This window comes from Polaromonas sp. JS666 (assembly GCF_000013865.1).
Classification (GTDB): Bacteria; Pseudomonadota; Gammaproteobacteria; order Burkholderiales; family Burkholderiaceae_C; genus Polaromonas.
The window spans coordinates 2,451,717-2,466,443 of record NC_007948.1 but is presented as its reverse complement, the minus strand read 5'-3'; the positions used below and the strand labels follow the sequence as shown (position 1 = coordinate 2,466,443).

17 protein-coding genes and 1 pseudogene are annotated in these 14,727 nt (G+C 61.3%); 7 read left to right on the top strand and 11 right to left on the bottom strand.

Features of this window, described 5'->3' with window-relative positions; all coding sequences use genetic code 11:
- Window positions 1–92 precede the first annotated feature (92 nt).
- Both BPRO_RS11785 and BPRO_RS28010 read right to left on the bottom strand, forming a co-directional pair.
- Window positions 93–644, bottom strand: a complete 552-nt coding sequence (locus tag BPRO_RS11785; protein ID WP_011483290.1) for an NADPH-dependent FMN reductase — start codon at window positions 642–644, stop codon at window positions 93–95.
- A 193-nt stretch (window positions 645–837) separates the two neighbouring features.
- Window positions 838–1,008: a hypothetical protein gene (locus tag BPRO_RS28010; RefSeq protein ID WP_157045785.1), complete on the bottom strand. Its 171-nt coding sequence runs from the start codon at window positions 1,006–1,008 to the stop codon at window positions 838–840.
- A gap of 442 nt (window positions 1,009–1,450) precedes the next feature.
- Here BPRO_RS28010 and BPRO_RS11775 point away from each other — a divergent pair, with 442 nt between their 5' ends.
- Complete coding sequence (locus BPRO_RS11775) at window positions 1,451–3,013, top strand: MFS transporter (protein ID WP_011483289.1); 1,563 nt, start codon at window positions 1,451–1,453, stop codon at window positions 3,011–3,013.
- Here the strand turns inward: BPRO_RS11775 and BPRO_RS11770 are convergent.
- The 3 genes and pseudogenes from BPRO_RS11770 to BPRO_RS11760 form a co-directional block, all read right to left on the bottom strand.
- Window positions 2,985–3,783, bottom strand: a pseudogene (locus BPRO_RS11770) (MetQ/NlpA family ABC transporter substrate-binding protein). The gene BPRO_RS11775 and the pseudogene BPRO_RS11770 overlap by 29 nt on opposite strands.
- Before the next feature lie 337 nt (window positions 3,784–4,120).
- On the bottom strand, window positions 4,121–4,786 hold the full coding sequence (locus BPRO_RS11765) for a methionine ABC transporter permease (RefSeq protein WP_011483287.1): 666 nt from the start codon (window positions 4,784–4,786) through the stop codon (window positions 4,121–4,123).
- Window positions 4,776–5,855 (bottom strand): methionine ABC transporter ATP-binding protein, encoded by a 1,080-nt coding sequence (locus tag BPRO_RS11760; RefSeq protein ID WP_011483286.1) that lies wholly within the window; start codon window positions 5,853–5,855, stop codon window positions 4,776–4,778. The genes BPRO_RS11765 and BPRO_RS11760 overlap by 11 nt, the downstream gene beginning before the upstream one ends.
- Before the next feature lie 341 nt (window positions 5,856–6,196).
- On the opposite strand from BPRO_RS11760, the gene BPRO_RS11755 reads away from it, so the two are divergent.
- The 4 genes from BPRO_RS11755 to BPRO_RS11740 are packed head-to-tail and all read left to right on the top strand — an operon-like array spanning window position 6,197 to window position 9,107.
- Window positions 6,197–7,285, top strand: coding sequence for an acyltransferase family protein (locus BPRO_RS11755; RefSeq protein WP_011483285.1), 1,089 nt, complete (start codon window positions 6,197–6,199; stop codon window positions 7,283–7,285).
- Window positions 7,282–7,737 carry a putative immunity protein gene (locus BPRO_RS11750; protein ID WP_011483284.1) on the top strand — a complete coding sequence of 152 codons (456 nt, stop codon included), beginning with the start codon at window positions 7,282–7,284 and terminating at the stop codon, window positions 7,735–7,737. Before BPRO_RS11755 ends, BPRO_RS11750 begins: the two co-directional genes overlap by 4 nt.
- A gap of 34 nt (window positions 7,738–7,771) precedes the next feature.
- Window positions 7,772–8,440 carry a LysE family transporter gene (locus BPRO_RS11745; protein WP_011483283.1) on the top strand — a complete coding sequence of 223 codons (669 nt, stop codon included), beginning with the start codon at window positions 7,772–7,774 and terminating at the stop codon, window positions 8,438–8,440.
- 31 nt (window positions 8,441–8,471) lie between these two features.
- Window positions 8,472–9,107 (top strand): glutathione S-transferase, encoded by a 636-nt coding sequence (locus BPRO_RS11740; protein ID WP_011483282.1) that lies wholly within the window; start codon window positions 8,472–8,474, stop codon window positions 9,105–9,107.
- Between the two features lie 68 nt (window positions 9,108–9,175).
- Here the strand turns inward: BPRO_RS11740 and BPRO_RS11735 are convergent, their stop codons facing one another.
- Complete coding sequence (locus BPRO_RS11735) at window positions 9,176–9,634, bottom strand: hypothetical protein (RefSeq protein ID WP_011483281.1); 459 nt, start codon at window positions 9,632–9,634, stop codon at window positions 9,176–9,178.
- 174 nt (window positions 9,635–9,808) lie between these two features.
- On the opposite strand from BPRO_RS11735, the gene BPRO_RS11730 reads away from it, so the two are divergent.
- Window positions 9,809–11,077: a DEAD/DEAH box helicase gene (locus BPRO_RS11730; protein ID WP_011483280.1), complete on the top strand. Its 1,269-nt coding sequence runs from the start codon at window positions 9,809–9,811 to the stop codon at window positions 11,075–11,077.
- A 31-nt stretch (window positions 11,078–11,108) separates the two neighbouring features.
- Here the strand turns inward: BPRO_RS11730 and BPRO_RS11725 are convergent, their stop codons facing one another.
- Window positions 11,109–11,426, bottom strand: coding sequence for a DUF6172 family protein (locus BPRO_RS11725; protein ID WP_011483279.1), 318 nt, complete (start codon window positions 11,424–11,426; stop codon window positions 11,109–11,111).
- A 179-nt stretch (window positions 11,427–11,605) separates the two neighbouring features.
- Here BPRO_RS11725 and BPRO_RS11720 point away from each other — a divergent pair, with 179 nt between their 5' ends.
- Entirely contained in the window at window positions 11,606–12,124 is a 519-nt protein-coding gene (locus tag BPRO_RS11720; protein WP_041388765.1) for a hypothetical protein, read from the top strand.
- 13 nt (window positions 12,125–12,137) lie between these two features.
- On the opposite strand, the gene BPRO_RS11715 is transcribed toward BPRO_RS11720, so the two are convergent.
- The 4 genes from BPRO_RS11715 to BPRO_RS11700 all read right to left on the bottom strand — a co-directional run bounded on the left by BPRO_RS11715 (window position 12,138) and on the right by BPRO_RS11700 (window position 14,595).
- Complete coding sequence (locus BPRO_RS11715) at window positions 12,138–12,677, bottom strand: DsbA family protein (protein ID WP_011483277.1); 540 nt, start codon at window positions 12,675–12,677, stop codon at window positions 12,138–12,140.
- Between the two features lie 91 nt (window positions 12,678–12,768).
- The gene (locus tag BPRO_RS11710) at window positions 12,769–13,011 is read right to left on the bottom strand and encodes a hypothetical protein (protein WP_011483276.1); all 243 of its coding nucleotides are present in this window, start codon (window positions 13,009–13,011) and stop codon (window positions 12,769–12,771) included.
- Window positions 12,998–13,363 (bottom strand): hypothetical protein, encoded by a 366-nt coding sequence (locus tag BPRO_RS11705; RefSeq protein WP_041388763.1) that lies wholly within the window; start codon window positions 13,361–13,363, stop codon window positions 12,998–13,000. The genes BPRO_RS11710 and BPRO_RS11705 overlap by 14 nt, the downstream gene beginning before the upstream one ends.
- A gap of 320 nt (window positions 13,364–13,683) precedes the next feature.
- On the bottom strand, window positions 13,684–14,595 hold the full coding sequence (locus BPRO_RS11700; RefSeq protein WP_011483273.1) for a LysR family transcriptional regulator: 912 nt from the start codon (window positions 14,593–14,595) through the stop codon (window positions 13,684–13,686).
- Window positions 14,596–14,727 lie beyond the last annotated feature (132 nt).

Below are 14,727 nucleotides of genomic sequence, written 5' to 3'. Positions count from 1 at the left end.
GTCTTCAGGCACCCACAAAAAAGCCCGCGGTTGCGGGCTTTTTTTTGCATGTCCGAGCGAGCCTGCCGCCGGGATCAAATTTACCCATGCGCTTAACCCACGTGCGTTTTCACCCAGGCCACATACTGGTCCACCCAGCCCTGCAAAAACTTCTTGATGCCATCCCCAGCGCTGCCGTCCGCATTGAAAACCCCCTCTTTGGCCTGAACGAACGCCTCGGGCTGGCCCAGTACCGGCACATCGAGGTAAGCCAGGATGTTGCGCAAATGCTGCTGTGCCAGTGCCGTGCCAAGGGCGCCGACGGAGATTCCGATCACACCCGCGGGCTTGCTCGCCCATGCGTTCTGGCCGTAGGGCCGCGAAGCGTGATCAATGGCGTTTTTCAACACGCCGGGCAGTGAGCGGTTGTACTCGGGCGTGACAAACAACAAGCCCTGCGCCGCGGCGATCTCGCCCTTGATGCGCTTGACCTGTTCGGACGGGTTGCCGTCGTCGTCCTGGTTGTACAACGGCAAATCGTCAATGCGCAGATGGGTAAAGCTGAACTCGGCCGGAAACAGCTTTTCCAGCGCCTTGGCGAGTTTCTTGTTGAAAGAATCCTTGCGAAGACTGCCGACGACGACAGCAATGGTGTATTGGGCCATGAGTTTCTCCGGGAAATCGATCAGACGTTGATGGAAGGGAAATGGCAGTCCCCATATGTAAAGCACTTCGAGCAAGTGCTTTGTAGGACTGAAGCCAACAATACGCCTCATCACGCTGATTCACGTTCAATCAATCAGGCACCCGCTCAAAAATCGTTCAGAACCCGATCTATCGGGCGAACCTGGATTCAGTTCACGACTGGGGCAGGAATTTCGAGCGCATGAAGGCGATGTAGTCGTTCTCGGACATCTCCCGCCTGGCCTTCACGAACCCGTGGGCGCCATCACCCACCAGGTAACGCAACTGGTCGCGTTCGTCCGTGGCGGCGCCGTAAATGCCCTGTGCAACATCGTCGGAACTCATGCTGCTGCCGGCCGCCATGCTGGCAAAAGCCGCCTCCGTGCTCTTTACGAAATCGTCGTAATCCGTTAGCGCCGGATCGCTCGCGCTGCTCTGCGCAGACCGGGAATTAAAGCTTGCACTGGTGACGCCGCCGTGCGGTAGCTACTTATTAATAGCAAGCGCGGTCCGACGAAGGCCGCAACGCTTGCGCGCGATAGACAGCGCCGCCATGACGCCGACATAATCCCAAAAAACCAGCCGACAGCGCTCGGGCGTTCTGCGCATTTAGAGCCTCCCGCCTGCTGTCGGTTCGATGCCCGACTTAGAGCCGCTAACAAAACCCTCCTGGCGTCGTTGTGCCGCCTTGCCGTGCTACAGCACTGTCTGCGGCGGCACGCCTAGCCAGGACCGCTGCGCTGGGTTTTGTTAGCGGCTCTTAACTCCTTAACCAACGAAAAAGTCCATGCTGGGTAACGCGCAATCTCCTTGTGACAAAGGAGTCATTCAGGCACAACGCAGCTTGCCCAGCACTTCCTTGGCCCCTTCCCTACTGACTTCGCAGCCCTCTTCTGCCGGTGCAGACGCCGCCGCCCGAAAAGGCTATGCCCTGGCCGCCACCGTCCTCGGTTCGTCCATGGCCTTCATCGACGGCTCGGTCGTCAACATTGCCCTGCCCGCCATCCAGCGCGACTTTGCCAGTAGCGCCGGCGCCAGCCTGGCGGCCATGCAGTGGGTCATCAACGCCTATCTGCTGGCGCTGGGTTCGCTAGTGCTGGTGGGCGGCTCGCTGGGGGACAGGTTCGGGCGGCGCAGCATTTTCATCACCGGCATTGCGCTTTTTACCGCCGCGTCGGCGGCCTGCGGGCTGGCCTCCGGCACGCTGGCCCTGATTGCCGCGCGGGCGCTGCAGGGCGTGGGCGCGGCGCTGCTGGTGCCAGCCAGCCTGGCCATTATTGGCAACGTATTTGAAGGCGACGCACGCGGCAAGGCGATTGGCGCTTGGGCGGCGTGGGCGTCCATCACGGGTGCGGCGGGTCCGGTGCTGGGCGGCTGGCTGGTCGATGCAGTGTCGTGGCGCGCCATCTTTTTTCTGAACGTACCGCTGGCCGTGGCCACCATCTGGCTGGCCGTCTATGCCGTGCCCGACAGCCGCGACCCCGATGCGCCGCGGCATTTCGACTGGCTCGGTGTGTTGCTGGTGGCCAGCGGGCTGGGTGCCCTCACCTATGGGCTGACACTGGCGCCCGAGCGCGGATGGGGCCACGCGAGCGTGCTGTGGCCCCTGGTGTTGGGCGTAGTCGGGCTGGCTGCTTTTGCCGTGGCGCAGGCGCGGGTGCGTGCGCCCATGATGCCGCCGGCGCTTTTCAGGTCGCGCGACTTTGTCGGTGCCAATCTGCTGACACTGCTGCTGTACTTTGCGCTGGTCGGCGTGCTGTTTTTTCTGCCCTTTGTGCTGATTGGCGCCTTCCGCTATTCGGCCACCGCAGCGGGTGCCACGCTGCTGCCCTTCTCCATCATTTTGGGCTTGCTGTCCTCTGCGGCCGGCAAGGCCATGGATCGTTTTGGCGCCAGGCTCATGCTTATCTGCGGTCCGGTGATCGCCGCTGCCGGCCTGGCGTTGATGGCGCTGCCGGGTGTGGGCTGGCCTTACTGGGCGGGCTTTTTTCCGGCCATGGTGGTGCTGGGCCTGGGCATGACGATTGCCATTGCACCGCTCACCACCACCGTGATGAACGCGGTGTCGCCGGCCCACGCCGGGGTGGCCTCGGGCGTGAACAACGCGGTGGCGCGGGTGGCGGGCTTGCTCGCAGTGGCCGTGCTGGGTGTGGTGTTTGCCGCTGCCTTGGGCGGGCCCCTGGACGGCGCACCCGCGACTACGCTGATCCACGCGTTTCGCTGGGTGGTGCTGGCAGCCGTGCTGTGCGCGCTGGCCTCGGCAGCCTGTGCGGCCATGTTTTTAACGCCTGCACCCGCGCCAGTTACAAAACGCAAGCCTGTCAGAACCCGGCCAGCACCGCCCCCTTGAACTCAGTCTGGATGAACTTGCGGATTTCTTCAGAGTGGTAGGCCTTGACCAGCTTGGCCACCCAGGGCTTGTCCTTGTCTTGCTCGCGCACAGCCAGCAGGTTGACGTAAGGTGATTTGGCCGCTTCCTGGGCAATCGCGTCCTTGGCGGGGGTTCAGCCCCGCTGACAGCGCGTAGTTGGTATTGACGGCCGAAGCGTCCAGGTCGTCCAGCGAGCGCGGCAGTTGCGCCGCGTCCAGTTCCACAAACTTGAGTTTTTTCGGATTGTCGATCACGTCCAGCGGTGTGGCCTTGAGGCCAGCCTCAGGCCTGAGCTTGATCAGGCCCTTGTCCTGCAGCACCAGCAGCACGCGGCCGCCGTTGGTCGGGTCGTTCGGGATGCCGAAGCGCGCACCCTCTTTCAGCTCGGCCAGGCTCTTGACCTTTTTGGAATACAGGCCGATCGGGAAGTTGACGGTGTAGCCGACGTTGACGATCTTGTAGCCGCGGTCCTTGACTTGCTGGTCGAGGAAAGGCTTGTGCTGGTAGCTGTTGCCATCCAGGTCGCCGGCGGCCAGCGCGGCGTTGGGCTGGATGTAGTCGCTGAACTCGACGATCTGGATTTTCAGGCCGTCTTTTTCGGCGATCTTTTTGACCTGCTCAAAAATCTGCGCGTGTGGACCGGCGGTGACGCCGATTTTCAGCGGCTTGTCTTGCGCGAGCACGGCACTGGAGAACGATGTGGCCAGCGCGAGTGCGATGGCTGACTGGATGAGGGTGCGTTTTTTCATGGTGTTTCCTTTGGATGATTGAAAAATTGTTGTGTCTTGCTCCCTCTCCCCCTGGGAGAGGGTTGGGGTGAGGGCTCGCGGCTGTGGCACCGGTGGCAGCAAATCGACTGCCGCCGGCCCTCACCCCTGCCCTCTCCCAGAGGGAGAGGGAGGAACTTGACCATTCATCAACATCGCTGTGGCAATGCCGATTCATGTCTTGCCCCCTCTCCCCTTGGGAGAGGGTTGGGGTGAGGGCTCGCGGCTTTGGCACCAGTGGCAGCAGATCGACCGCCGCCGGCCCTCACCCCTGCCGTCTCCCAGAGGGAGTGGGAGAAAAACCAATTCAAGACCAGATTCATTTGTGGCTCAACCTGCGCACGGCCCAGTCACCCAGGCTTTGCACCGCCTGCACAAACAGGATCAGCACCAGCACCACCGCCAGCATCACCTCCGGCAAGAAGCGCTGGTAGCCGTAACGAATACCCAGGTCGCCCAGCCCGCCGCCGCCGATGGCGCCGGCCATAGCTGAGTAGCCGGTCAAACTCACAAAGGTGATCGTCAGGCCCGCGACAATGCCGGGCAGCGCTTCGGGCAGCAGCACCTTGAGCACGATTTGCCGCGTGGTCGCGCCCATGGCCAGCGCCGCTTCAATCAGGCCGTGATCGACCTCGCGCAGCGAGGTTTCCACCAGCCGCGCAATAAACGGAGCCGCCGCAATCGTGAGCGGCACCACGGCTGCCGCCGTACCGATGGAGGAACCCGTGAAAAGGCGCGTCAGCGGAATGATGGCCACCAGCAGGATGATGAAAGGCGTGGAGCGCACGGCGTTCACGATGCCACCGACCACGCGGTTCACGCCCGCGTTCTGCAGCACGCCGCCCTCGTCCGTCAGCCGCAGGAAAACGCCCAGCGGAACGCCGATCAACGCACCCACCAGGCCTGAAATGCCGACCATGATGATTGTTTCCCACAGCGAGCTGACAAACAGCTCCAGCAGGGCCTGCGAAAAATTACTGAACATGGCTGAAACCTCCCGCCAACCCGCCTGGCAACGCTCCATCGACCTGATCCACATGCACGCCGGCGCCGCGCAAATGCGCCACGGCTGCATTGAGCTGCTCGCGCGCTCCACGCGCAAACACGGCCAGCGAGCCGAAAGGCTTGCCCTGGATCTCGTCCACCTGCCCATGCACGATGGACAGGTCAATGCCAAAGCGGCGAATCACGTCCGACAGCAAGGGCCTGTCAGACTCGTCGCCCGCAAACGCCAGGCGCAACAACTGCCCTTCTTCGGGGTGCCCGGCACTCATCAGCGTGCGTATGCGCGCCAGCACGCTCTCGGGCAAGTCCTGCGGCACGATCTCGGCAATCAGGCTGCGCGTGGTGTCATGTTGCGGGCGGGTGAAGACATCAATCACCGGGCCACTTTCGACAATGCGCCCAGCATCAATCACCGCCACACGGTCGGCCACCTGCTTGATCACCTGCATCTGGTGCGTGATCAGCACAATCGTCAACCCGAATTCCTTGTTGATCTGCTGGAGCAGACCCAGGATGGAGCGCGTGGTTTCAGGGTCCAGGGCAGACGTTGCCTCGTCGGACAGCAGCACCTTGGGCCGGTTCGCCAGCGCACGCGCAATGCCCACCCGCTGCTTTTGCCCGCCGCTGATCTGCGCCGGGTAACGGTCTGCCAGCGCCGACAGGCCTACCAGGTCGAGCAGCGGCTCGACGCGGGCCTTGATTTCCCCAGCGGACAGACCCGCAATTTCCAGCGGCAAGGCCACGTTGCCATACACCGTGCGCGACGAGAGCAGGTTGAAATGCTGAAAGATGATGCCGATGTCGCGCCGCGCCACACGCAATGCATCGCCGTTCAGCGAGGTCAGTTCCCGGCCATCCACCAGCACCTGGCCGGCGGTGGGCCGGTTCAGCAGGTTGATCACCCGCACCAGCGAGCTTTTGCCCGCACCGCTGCGGCCAATGATGCCGTATACCTCGCCGGGATTGATTTGAAGGTCGACGCCCCTCAGCGCCTCGACCGGGCCCGTGGGACCCTTGTACGTTTGAAAAATACTCTTGAGCTCGATCATGAAAACCTGTTGTACCCCTCGCTTTTTATGGAAGCGTGGTGGGCTCTTTTTTTGGAACAGGTAGGGAATTTAGAGGCATCTCATAAAAACCCAAAAGAATATTAAATAGGTTTAATAGATTATTAAGTAGTTAACATCGAAAAATGCAACTACTGCGAAGCAGGACAGTGCCCGTGCCCGTGCCCGCGCCCGCGCCCTTTCCGCAGTATTTAAATACAGTAAATCGGCCGCCCATCCCGTGAAAAACCCAGCTGGGGAAAAATGGTGTGTCCAAGTTCTACCGCCAACCGCCTCCTGAGTCTTGGCGCGCATGAATGACGACACTTGACTGACCGCTTGCCATGACCAGCCGTAACGCCACCGTAGACATAACCAAGGGCATCGCAATCATCCTGGTTGTGCTTGGTCATAACTGGGCGGTTTTGCAGGTCAAGGGCGAGCTCTTCCGGGTTATTTACTCGTTTCACCTGCCCCTGTTCTTTTTTCTCTCGGGCTTGTTTCTCAAGGACTCCGACCACCTGGGGAAGTTTGCGCTGTCCCGGGCAGACGCCCTTTTGAAGCCGTATTTCGTTGTGTTGATATTTCTGGGCATCGCAGAGGCATTCGATCCGGCAGCCGTCCCAACAGCCGATGCATCCCCGCTTGCTTATTTTTCCGGTGTCATTTATGCCACCGCCCCCACCATCGCGTGGGCGCCGCTATGGTTTTTGCCGCATCTCTTCGTGGCGTCGCTCGTGTCCATGGCAATCCTGCGCGTCACCACGGCCGCCAGGAACCGCCCGGCCTGGATCTTCCTGATTGCCTCGGCCCTTCTGGTAATCGGGATCCGGCTCATAGACTGGTTCTGGCAAATCGATACCTCGCAGTTGCCCTTCATGGGCCTGAACCGATTGCCCGGGCTTCCGTGGAGCCTTGACCTGACATTCATCAGCTCGGCCTGTATCCTGTTCGGATTCCTGCTCAGGAAACGGGTGATATCGATGGATTTCAGCGCCATCGGGTTTCTTGTTTCGACCATCGCATTCGCCTTGCTGCATTACTACTTTGACGAAACCATGGATTTGAATCTGAGGTTCTACGGCGACCCGCTCATTTCTTCCTTACAGGCCGTCCTGGGCATCTACATCGTTCTCTGCACCTCTTCGCTGTTGCAGAAATACGCGGTATTGCGACGTCCGCTGACCTACATAGGATCTGGCAGCCTGCTCATCCTTGTGTTTCATTACCTCGCCCAGGGACGGACCTTCCTGATACTTTCCCGCATCAGCCACAACGGCCACCTCAACAGTGCGGCAAGCCTTGCCGCAGGCGTGCTGCTCCCATTGCTCATCCTGGAAATTACCAGGCGCCAGCGGCATTTGGCGGCACTAGTCCTGCCCCGAAAATCCGGCCCATCATTTCGGCAAAATGCTCCGGGGAAATTGCCATGAACCACGAACTATCGCGCCTGGCGGCCGCCATCCACGTCAATGAACCACGCCACGAGGCGCTCCGTCTGGCCTTTGGCCTTGCCTGTGCTTCCCGTGTGCAGCACCTGCTGGAAGACCCCAAGGCCATCGATTACCTCGCAATGCTTCAGGCCTTCGTTAACGGCAAACTGGATAGGCCCGCCCTGGTACAGGCCACGCAGGAAATTGCCGCGCTTGCCAACAGCCACCGGGGCTCCAACTCCATTGACGGCTCGGCGCATGCGGCCGTCTCTGCTACCTATGCCGTAGCCAACGCGCTGGCCGGCCGCGCCCTCGAAGCGGCCAGCTACGCGGCTTACGCTGCCGTCTATGGCTATGGCGGCTATGCGGTCACCGATCCGACGGCTTTTGAGGGCGAGTTCGCGTGGCAGGTTGAGAAATTCAAGGAGCTGGCCGCGGCCTGCGCGGTATAAACGTCAGGTCTTCTTTTTTTTTCACATCATCTTCATGGCCGCACTCTTTATCTCCGCTTTCCTGCTCGGGCTTTTGTTCAACGCCGCGCCCGGCGCCGTGTTTGCCGAAACCGTGCGCCAGGGCGTACGCGGCGGGTTCCGGCCTGCCCTTGCCGTGCAAATCGGATCGCTGGCTGGAGATGCGCTCTGGGCCCTGTTGGGGCTGGCAGGCATAGGACTGCTCCTTCAATTGGAATGGATTCGCTGGCCCGTCGGCATAGCTGGGGCCGTGTACCTTTTCTGGCTTGCCCGCGACTCCTGGGTTTCCGCCAGCCAGGAGTTCTCTTTAACCGGCTCGGCGACGGTCGAGCCCAAACGGGCCATGCGTGCCGGCGTTCTCCTGTCCGTGACCAACCCGCAAAACATTGCCTATTGGGCCGCTCTGGGAAGCGCCCTTGGGGCCATCGGCATCCATGAACCAAAGGCCTCCGACTACGCCATCTTCTTTTTGGGGTTCATGGTGTCGTCGGTGGTGTGGGCTTTCTTCTGCGCGGCAGTTGTTGACAGAATCTTTCGCCGCGCAGGCACGCGGTGGGCCAAGGCCACCTACAAACTGTGCGCCGCCGCGTTCCTGGCGCTGGCCCTCGGTTCGATGCGCGATCTCATTGTTCAGTTGTCGCCACTTCCGCAAAAAGACAAGCCCGCCATTGCCGGCAAGCCCTGAATCCTTGTAACCGGTTCCAACAGGAGAAACCATGCAACTCATCGGAATGCTTGACTCACCTTACGTTCGCCGCGTGGCTATTTCCCTGCAGCTTCTCGGTCTGCGTTTTGAACACCGGTCGCTGTCCGTGTTCAGCACCTTTGCGCAGTTCCAGCAAATCAACCCCGTTGTCAAGGCTCCCTCACTGATTTGCGATGACGGCCAGGTCCTCATGGATTCCACCTTGATCATTGACTACGCCGAGGCCATTGCAGCGCCCAAGAGCCTGATGCCGGCCACGCTGCCGGAGCGCCAGCAGGCGTTGCGCGTGATCGGCCTGGCCCTGGCTGCGTGCGAGAAAAGCGTTCAGATCGTCTATGAGCGCAAGCTCCGGCCTGCCGAGAAATTGCACCAGCCGTGGGTAACCCGCGTCACCGGCCAGCTTCTGGCCGCCTTCGATGGGCTGGAATCAGAACTTCAGCGCAAACCGCTGGCGACCACCAGCGACACCATGGGTCAGGACGGCGTGAGCACGGCGATTGCCTGGCGCTTCACGCAAGCGATGTTTCCGGAAGTGCTGGACGTGGGCCGCTACCCCGCGTTGCGTGAATTCTCGTTACAGGCGGAGCAACTGCCGGAGTTCATGGCAGCGCCCCACAGCGACCTCACTTACCACGACAAGCCCTAGCTGGTCTGTGCAAGGCAGCTTGCCCCCCGAGCTGACCCGCTGCCGCAGCGCGGCGGCGGCGTGGCAATTCATGCACATGCTGCGGCAGCCGGCGCCCTTGAAGCCAAGCCCGCAGGCCGGCTTTCCGAAAACTCCGGCAGGTACCCGGCCAGTTGGTCGAAGTTAACCACTATCCAGGGGCACACCCAGTGGCGCACCCAGCGGGCCATGGCAATCCTCGGGTCACCCATGCGAAGGCTGTTAGCAAACCGCGGGCTGTTGAAAAAATGCGCGACATACCGATCCACCAGCGGTGTCGCTTCGTCGGCTACCCAATCCAGAAACGCCGGCGACATGTTGAGGCAACTCGCCTTGACAAGATCATTCACGAGGTCGTCCAGGGCGGCAACGGCGATGATGGAAGCTTCTTTGACGGAAATGGAGCGTGTACGAATCATGAGACGGGAAACAACGGTGGAAATTGCGGGAAGCATGTGAAACCAAAAAGGACGAGGCTCAATCTTGCACGGGGAAAATGACACCTCCATGTCGCCATTTATGCCAACGCTGTTTGGGCACTGCGGGCACCGGACTTAAACTCACAGCTTCGGGCGGCAACGTATCGCCCCCGCACAGGGGCCTCAAACCGCGCCAGCCGACGACCACACTCGCTCGCCGCAAGTCGGCCCGCACCCGTCTTTCACCTTCCTGAGCCTTTGTCTATGCCATTTTCTTCACTGGGCTTCTCGCCGGCGCTTTTGCCCGCTTTTCTGCGCGCCATTGGCGACAAAGGCTACCGTGCACCCACCGCCATTCAGTCGCAAGCCATTCCGGCGATCCTGCTGGGGCGCGACGTGGTGGGGTCCGCCCAAACGGGCTCGGGCAAAACAGCCGCCTTTGCATTGCCCATGCTGCAGCAACTGGCAAACGCGCCCACTGGAACACCACGGCCTACCCGGGGCCTGATCCTGGTGCCCACGCGCGAGCTGGCGGCGCAGGTGGGTGAAGCCATCGCCGGCTTTGCCAAATACCTGCCGCAGCGCGTCAAGGTGGCCGTGGTGTTTGGCGGCGTGTCCATCAATCCGCAAATGATGAACCTGCGCGGCGGCGCGGACATCGTAGTGGCCACGCCGGGCCGCCTGCTCGACCTGCTCGAACACAATGCGCTGAAAATTTCTGAGGTAAGCACTTTGGTGCTGGACGAGGCAGACCGCCTGCTGGATCTGGGCTTTGGCGAAGAACTGGGCCGCATCCTGGAGTTGCTTCCACCCCGGCGCCAAAACCTCTTTTTCTCGGCGACGTTCCCGCCAGCCATCGAGGTGCTGGCTGAAAGCATGCTGCACGACCCGCTGCGCATTGAAGTGCAGGCGGTGCCCGAGACCAAACCCGACATCGCGCAGCGCGCCATTCAAGTCGATGCCAGCCGCCGGACGCAACTGCTGCGCCACCTGGTGCAAACCGAGAAGTGGGAACGCGCGCTGGTGTTTGTGGCGACCAAACACGCCGCAGAAATCGTGGCAGACAAACTGCGTAAAGTGCACATCGAGGCCGAGCCCTTTCATGGCGAGCTGAGCCAAGGCAAGCGCACCCAGGTCTTGCAGGACTTCAGGATCAAGGCCGTGCAGGTGGTGGTGGCTACCGACGTGGCCGCACGCGGCATCGACATTGCGCAGATGCCGGTGGTGGTGAACTACGATTTGCCCCGCTCAGCGGTGGACTACACGCACCGCATTGGGCGGACTGGACGTGCGGGTGAAAGCGGGCTGGCTGTGAGTTTTGTGAGTGCGGGCACTGAAGCGCACTTCAAGCTGATCGAAAAGCGCCAGGGTATCAAGGTGCAGCGCGAGCAGGTTGAAGGATTTGAGCCACTTGAAACGCTGGCGCCCAATGCTGCCGACCCTGCCTCCACCGGTGGCATCAAGGGCAAGCGCCCGAGCAAGAAAGACAAGCTGCGGGAAGCGGCCGCACGCGCGCAGACGCAGGATAAATAACAACGAGGGGGCAACGAAGCCCGCTTACTGCTTATTGCGCATCGGCTTCGCTCCCGGCAGCGGTGGGCCGGGCAGCGCGGTGGCCATGCTTTCTCACCACCTCCACATAAAACTGGTCGCCGCCCTCTTTCACCAGGGCATCCACAGAACTGATCAGGTCGGCAAAGGGCACCGCTGAAGCTGTCGCCTCGCTGGCGCCGCACTTGCAGTCAAAGTCCCAGAAATCCACGCCCGCAGGCAAGGCCTTGGCGCGTTCTCGTTTGATGTATTTGCGGATGTCGTGCTTCGCGGCGTCCAGCAGGCGGTCGCGGTTCTTGCCCTCAATAGCGAGCAGGTAGGTTTTTCTCATGTATGCCTTGTTCTGTGGTCTGTGGCGCGGTGCTGCCACGGTATGAACTGATTATCGGGCACGGGCACTACTCGCCCAAAACACCGGAAGCAATCAGCGATCACCATTGGCGCGGCATGGCATTTGCTTGCATGAGCGCCGGCTTCCCTCCACGGCATTGCCCTTCACAGGAGATCGAGATGTTCGGTTTAACGTCCCTGGGTATCGTCCACACCGCGATCAGCCTGGTTGCTGTCGCTGCCGGTGTAATGGCCTTTTTTCGCTACAAGGAAATTCTGGACAGGACCACGCTGGGCAAGGTCTATGTGGTCACCACCATCGTCACCTGCCTGACCGGCTTTGGCATCTTCCAGCACGGCGGGTTCGGCAAACCCCATGCACTGGGCATTGTCACGCTGCTGGTGTTGCTGCTGGCGGCCGTGGCGGGCCGCACCCGGCTGCTGGGCCGCGCCTCGCCCTACGTGGAAACCGTCAGCTACTCAGCGACTTTTCTCTTTCACCTGATCCCCGCCATCACTGAAACATCGACCCGCCTGCCGCTGGGCGCACCTTTGCTGGCCAACGCGGAAGCGCCGGAACTGAAGATGGTGACCGGGGTGCTGTTTGTGCTGTTCTTCATTGGCGCGACACTGCAGGCACGACGTTTGCACAGCAGGAATGCCGCGCTGGCCGGCGCACTGGTGGCGCCTGCTCTCTGAGCTGCGAAGAGCGTCAGGCGGCCAGCAGCACCTTGTCAATTGCCTCGTGCAGGTGCTGCAGGCCAAATGAAACATCAGTGACCACGCCATTGACATAAAAGGCGGGGGTCGAGCGTATGTCCAGGTGTCTTGCGCCCAGTATGTGCTCCTGCACGCGCTGCAGGTAGACATGGTCTCTCATTTCGTTCCGGTACCGCGGCATGTCCAGGCCCACCTGCTCGGCATAGTCGAGCAGGTGCTTTTCCGTCAGGTGTTGCTGGTGCGTGAAAAGCAGTTCGTACATGGGCCAGAACTTGCCCTGGGCGCCGGCCGCTTCCGCCGCTTCCGCGGCCAGTTCGGCGTGCGGATGCATTTCCCGCAGCGGGAAGTGGCGAAATACAAAGCGCAACTGCTGTCCGAAATGCGGAAGCATCACCTTCAGCCCCGCGTAGGCCTGCAGGCATAGCGCGCATTCAAAATCGCCATACTCAATCACCGTGACAGCGGCGAACGACTGGCCACGGATGTGATCGGTTGCCCCGTCAGGGGCTAGCAGCGAGTCCCGGGTTTTCATGGCAGTCACCTTTTACGTGCGCCTTTATCTGTGCATTTTTCAGGCAGTATGCGCCAGGGGCAGCCCCATGATCAATGCATCAATGCGGGGCTCAGCCGGCCGCATTCTCCAGCGCTTCATCCAGCGCCTTGCACGAGGGGGAGCACACCGCCTGGGACTTGCCGAGCACCTTTCGGGTGCCCATCAGGGAGCGGGCGCGATGCTTGCCGCACATGAAACACGACATGGTGGCGGCGCCAAAAGACGTGGTGGCGGCAAACGGCGATCCCGACACCTTGGATTTGTAGCGCAGGCCGTCAGCGAGGACAGCGGTTTTGGCGTCAGCTCTTGCCATTGTTTGGATCTTCCTTGGGTTGGGTTGTTGAACGGTTCATGGCCCGATGAATGGCCTCTTTAGCCTCGCGCTCTGCAGCCAGCGAAGCGTCCAGTGCGGAGCGGCAGAGACCCGCATACTGGTAGTTGACGTTTTCATACAGTTCAGCGGCAGCCGGATGGGTATCGAGCAAGGCGCCCAGCGCCATGCCGGGCTCGACTTCACCGAGCTCAGTAACGAGGTGCTGTACCACGGACAGGTACTGCTCGGCCCCCACCGGCTCGGCACTGTGCTCCAGCCGCTCAAGCAACTCGGCCAGCACGTGCGTTACCGTGAGGTTGGTTTTGGGAGACTGTGATCTGGTGGCGTTCATGAAAAGAAACTGAGGGTTCCTTCCCAAAATACAAGCACTTGCGGCACCGGAGCATGTTCACCTTGCGCCGGTCGCCAGAGCCATTTCGGCATAATCCGGGTGTGCCCTGAATGCTATATTTTTCATAGCCTCCGGTGCTTGTCTGCCATGGGTAGGAGACCAATTTTACCGCTAAAAGCGATCTGGCCGCTTTCCCCCGCTTTGCCGGGGTCTTTTCATGCGTATCCGGGAATGCATCAGCGGCCACGACCGGGGCTTGCATGAAACGGTGTAATGTGCCGAACTCTGCCGCTTTTGGGCCTGTTTTCCTCACAAAACCGCTACCCCGCTCCCTCGCTCTCCTTTGCAGCCAAATGGCTCACCAGCAGTTGCGCCGCCGCTGACAGGCCGGCCGCATCTCTAAAGCAGATGGCAAAACGGCGACTGGCCCAGGCATCGAGCAGGGGCACCACGCGCAACCCATAAGTGCGGGCATACGGCTCGGCCACTTCGCGCGGCACCACGCTGATGGCCAGGTTGGCGCGCACCACGCGCAAAACGGCTTCAAAGTTGGACACGATCACGCGGTGCATGATGGCCTTGCCCTTGAGTGCGGCTGCGCGCTGCAGCAGCATCTGCACGGCGCTGTGCACCGGCAGGCTGACATGCTCGTAATCCAGCGTCTGCTCGAAACTCAGGGTTTCGTGCCGGGCCAGCGGATGCGACGGATGGACCACGATGGCCAGGTGGTCGCGGCGGTAGCCGCGCGACTGCAGGCCGCTCAGGTCCGCGGCATCCCAGCAGATGCCGACCGAGGCGACGCCCTCCTTGATGCCGCGAATCACGTCCGGACTGACTCGCTCCTCCATGCTGACCTGGATGTCGTGATGCGCCGGTACCTGCAAAAAGGCCGCCACATCATCGGCCAGCGACTCCGCCATGACAGATGCCGTCGCCAGGATGCGAACCTGGCCGCGCACGCCCAGCGCATAGGCGGCCATGTCGCGCTCGATCTGCTCAGCGCTGGCCAGCATGGTGCGCGCGTGTTCCAGCAGGCTCTCACCTGCGGGTGTGGGCTCGACGCCGCGGCGCCGACGCACCAGCAGCGGCGTGCCGACGGTGTCTTCCAGCTGCGCCAGCCGCTTGCTGATGGCCGAACCGACAATGTTGGCCTGCTCGGCGGCCCGGGCGATGCTGCGCGTCTCGCACACGGCGGCAAACAGCCGCAAAGTGGTCATGTCCAGGTCTCTCATGGGGCAGCTCCGGTTGCGCAGGACTCGCTTGTTCGCTTTAGATATTCCGATACGGAACGCTGAAGGTTCCAAAATTGATAACTATAACCAACCGGGAAATTCTAAACTGAGCCTCTGAATTTCAAAATACCT

Bases quoted from the DNA above. Each gene is read 5' to 3' on its own strand.
- BPRO_RS11785 (WP_011483290.1), bottom strand. From the start codon at position 644: ATGGCCCAATACACCATTGCTGTCGTCGTCGGCAGTCTTCGCAAGGAT.
- BPRO_RS28010 (WP_157045785.1), bottom strand. From the start codon at position 1,008: ATGAGTTCCGACGATGTTGCACAGGGCATTTACGGCGCCGCCACGGAC.
- BPRO_RS11775 (WP_011483289.1), top strand. From the start codon at position 1,451: ATGCTGGGTAACGCGCAATCTCCTTGTGACAAAGGAGTCATTCAGGCA.
- BPRO_RS11765 (WP_011483287.1), bottom strand. From the start codon at position 4,786: ATGTTCAGTAATTTTTCGCAGGCCCTGCTGGAGCTGTTTGTCAGCTCG.
- BPRO_RS11760 (WP_011483286.1), bottom strand. From the start codon at position 5,855: ATGATCGAGCTCAAGAGTATTTTTCAAACGTACAAGGGTCCCACGGGC.
- BPRO_RS11755 (WP_011483285.1), top strand. From the start codon at position 6,197: ATGACCAGCCGTAACGCCACCGTAGACATAACCAAGGGCATCGCAATC.
- BPRO_RS11750 (WP_011483284.1), top strand. From the start codon at position 7,282: ATGAACCACGAACTATCGCGCCTGGCGGCCGCCATCCACGTCAATGAA.
- BPRO_RS11745 (WP_011483283.1), top strand. From the start codon at position 7,772: ATGGCCGCACTCTTTATCTCCGCTTTCCTGCTCGGGCTTTTGTTCAAC.
- BPRO_RS11740 (WP_011483282.1), top strand. From the start codon at position 8,472: ATGCAACTCATCGGAATGCTTGACTCACCTTACGTTCGCCGCGTGGCT.
- BPRO_RS11735 (WP_011483281.1), bottom strand. From the start codon at position 9,634: ATGGAGGTGTCATTTTCCCCGTGCAAGATTGAGCCTCGTCCTTTTTGG.
- BPRO_RS11730 (WP_011483280.1), top strand. From the start codon at position 9,809: ATGCCATTTTCTTCACTGGGCTTCTCGCCGGCGCTTTTGCCCGCTTTT.
- BPRO_RS11725 (WP_011483279.1), bottom strand. From the start codon at position 11,426: ATGAGAAAAACCTACCTGCTCGCTATTGAGGGCAAGAACCGCGACCGC.
- BPRO_RS11720 (WP_041388765.1), top strand. From the start codon at position 11,606: ATGTTCGGTTTAACGTCCCTGGGTATCGTCCACACCGCGATCAGCCTG.
- BPRO_RS11715 (WP_011483277.1), bottom strand. From the start codon at position 12,677: ATGAAAACCCGGGACTCGCTGCTAGCCCCTGACGGGGCAACCGATCAC.
- BPRO_RS11710 (WP_011483276.1), bottom strand. From the start codon at position 13,011: ATGGCAAGAGCTGACGCCAAAACCGCTGTCCTCGCTGACGGCCTGCGC.
- BPRO_RS11705 (WP_041388763.1), bottom strand. From the start codon at position 13,363: ATGAACGCCACCAGATCACAGTCTCCCAAAACCAACCTCACGGTAACG.
- BPRO_RS11700 (WP_011483273.1), bottom strand. From the start codon at position 14,595: ATGAGAGACCTGGACATGACCACTTTGCGGCTGTTTGCCGCCGTGTGC.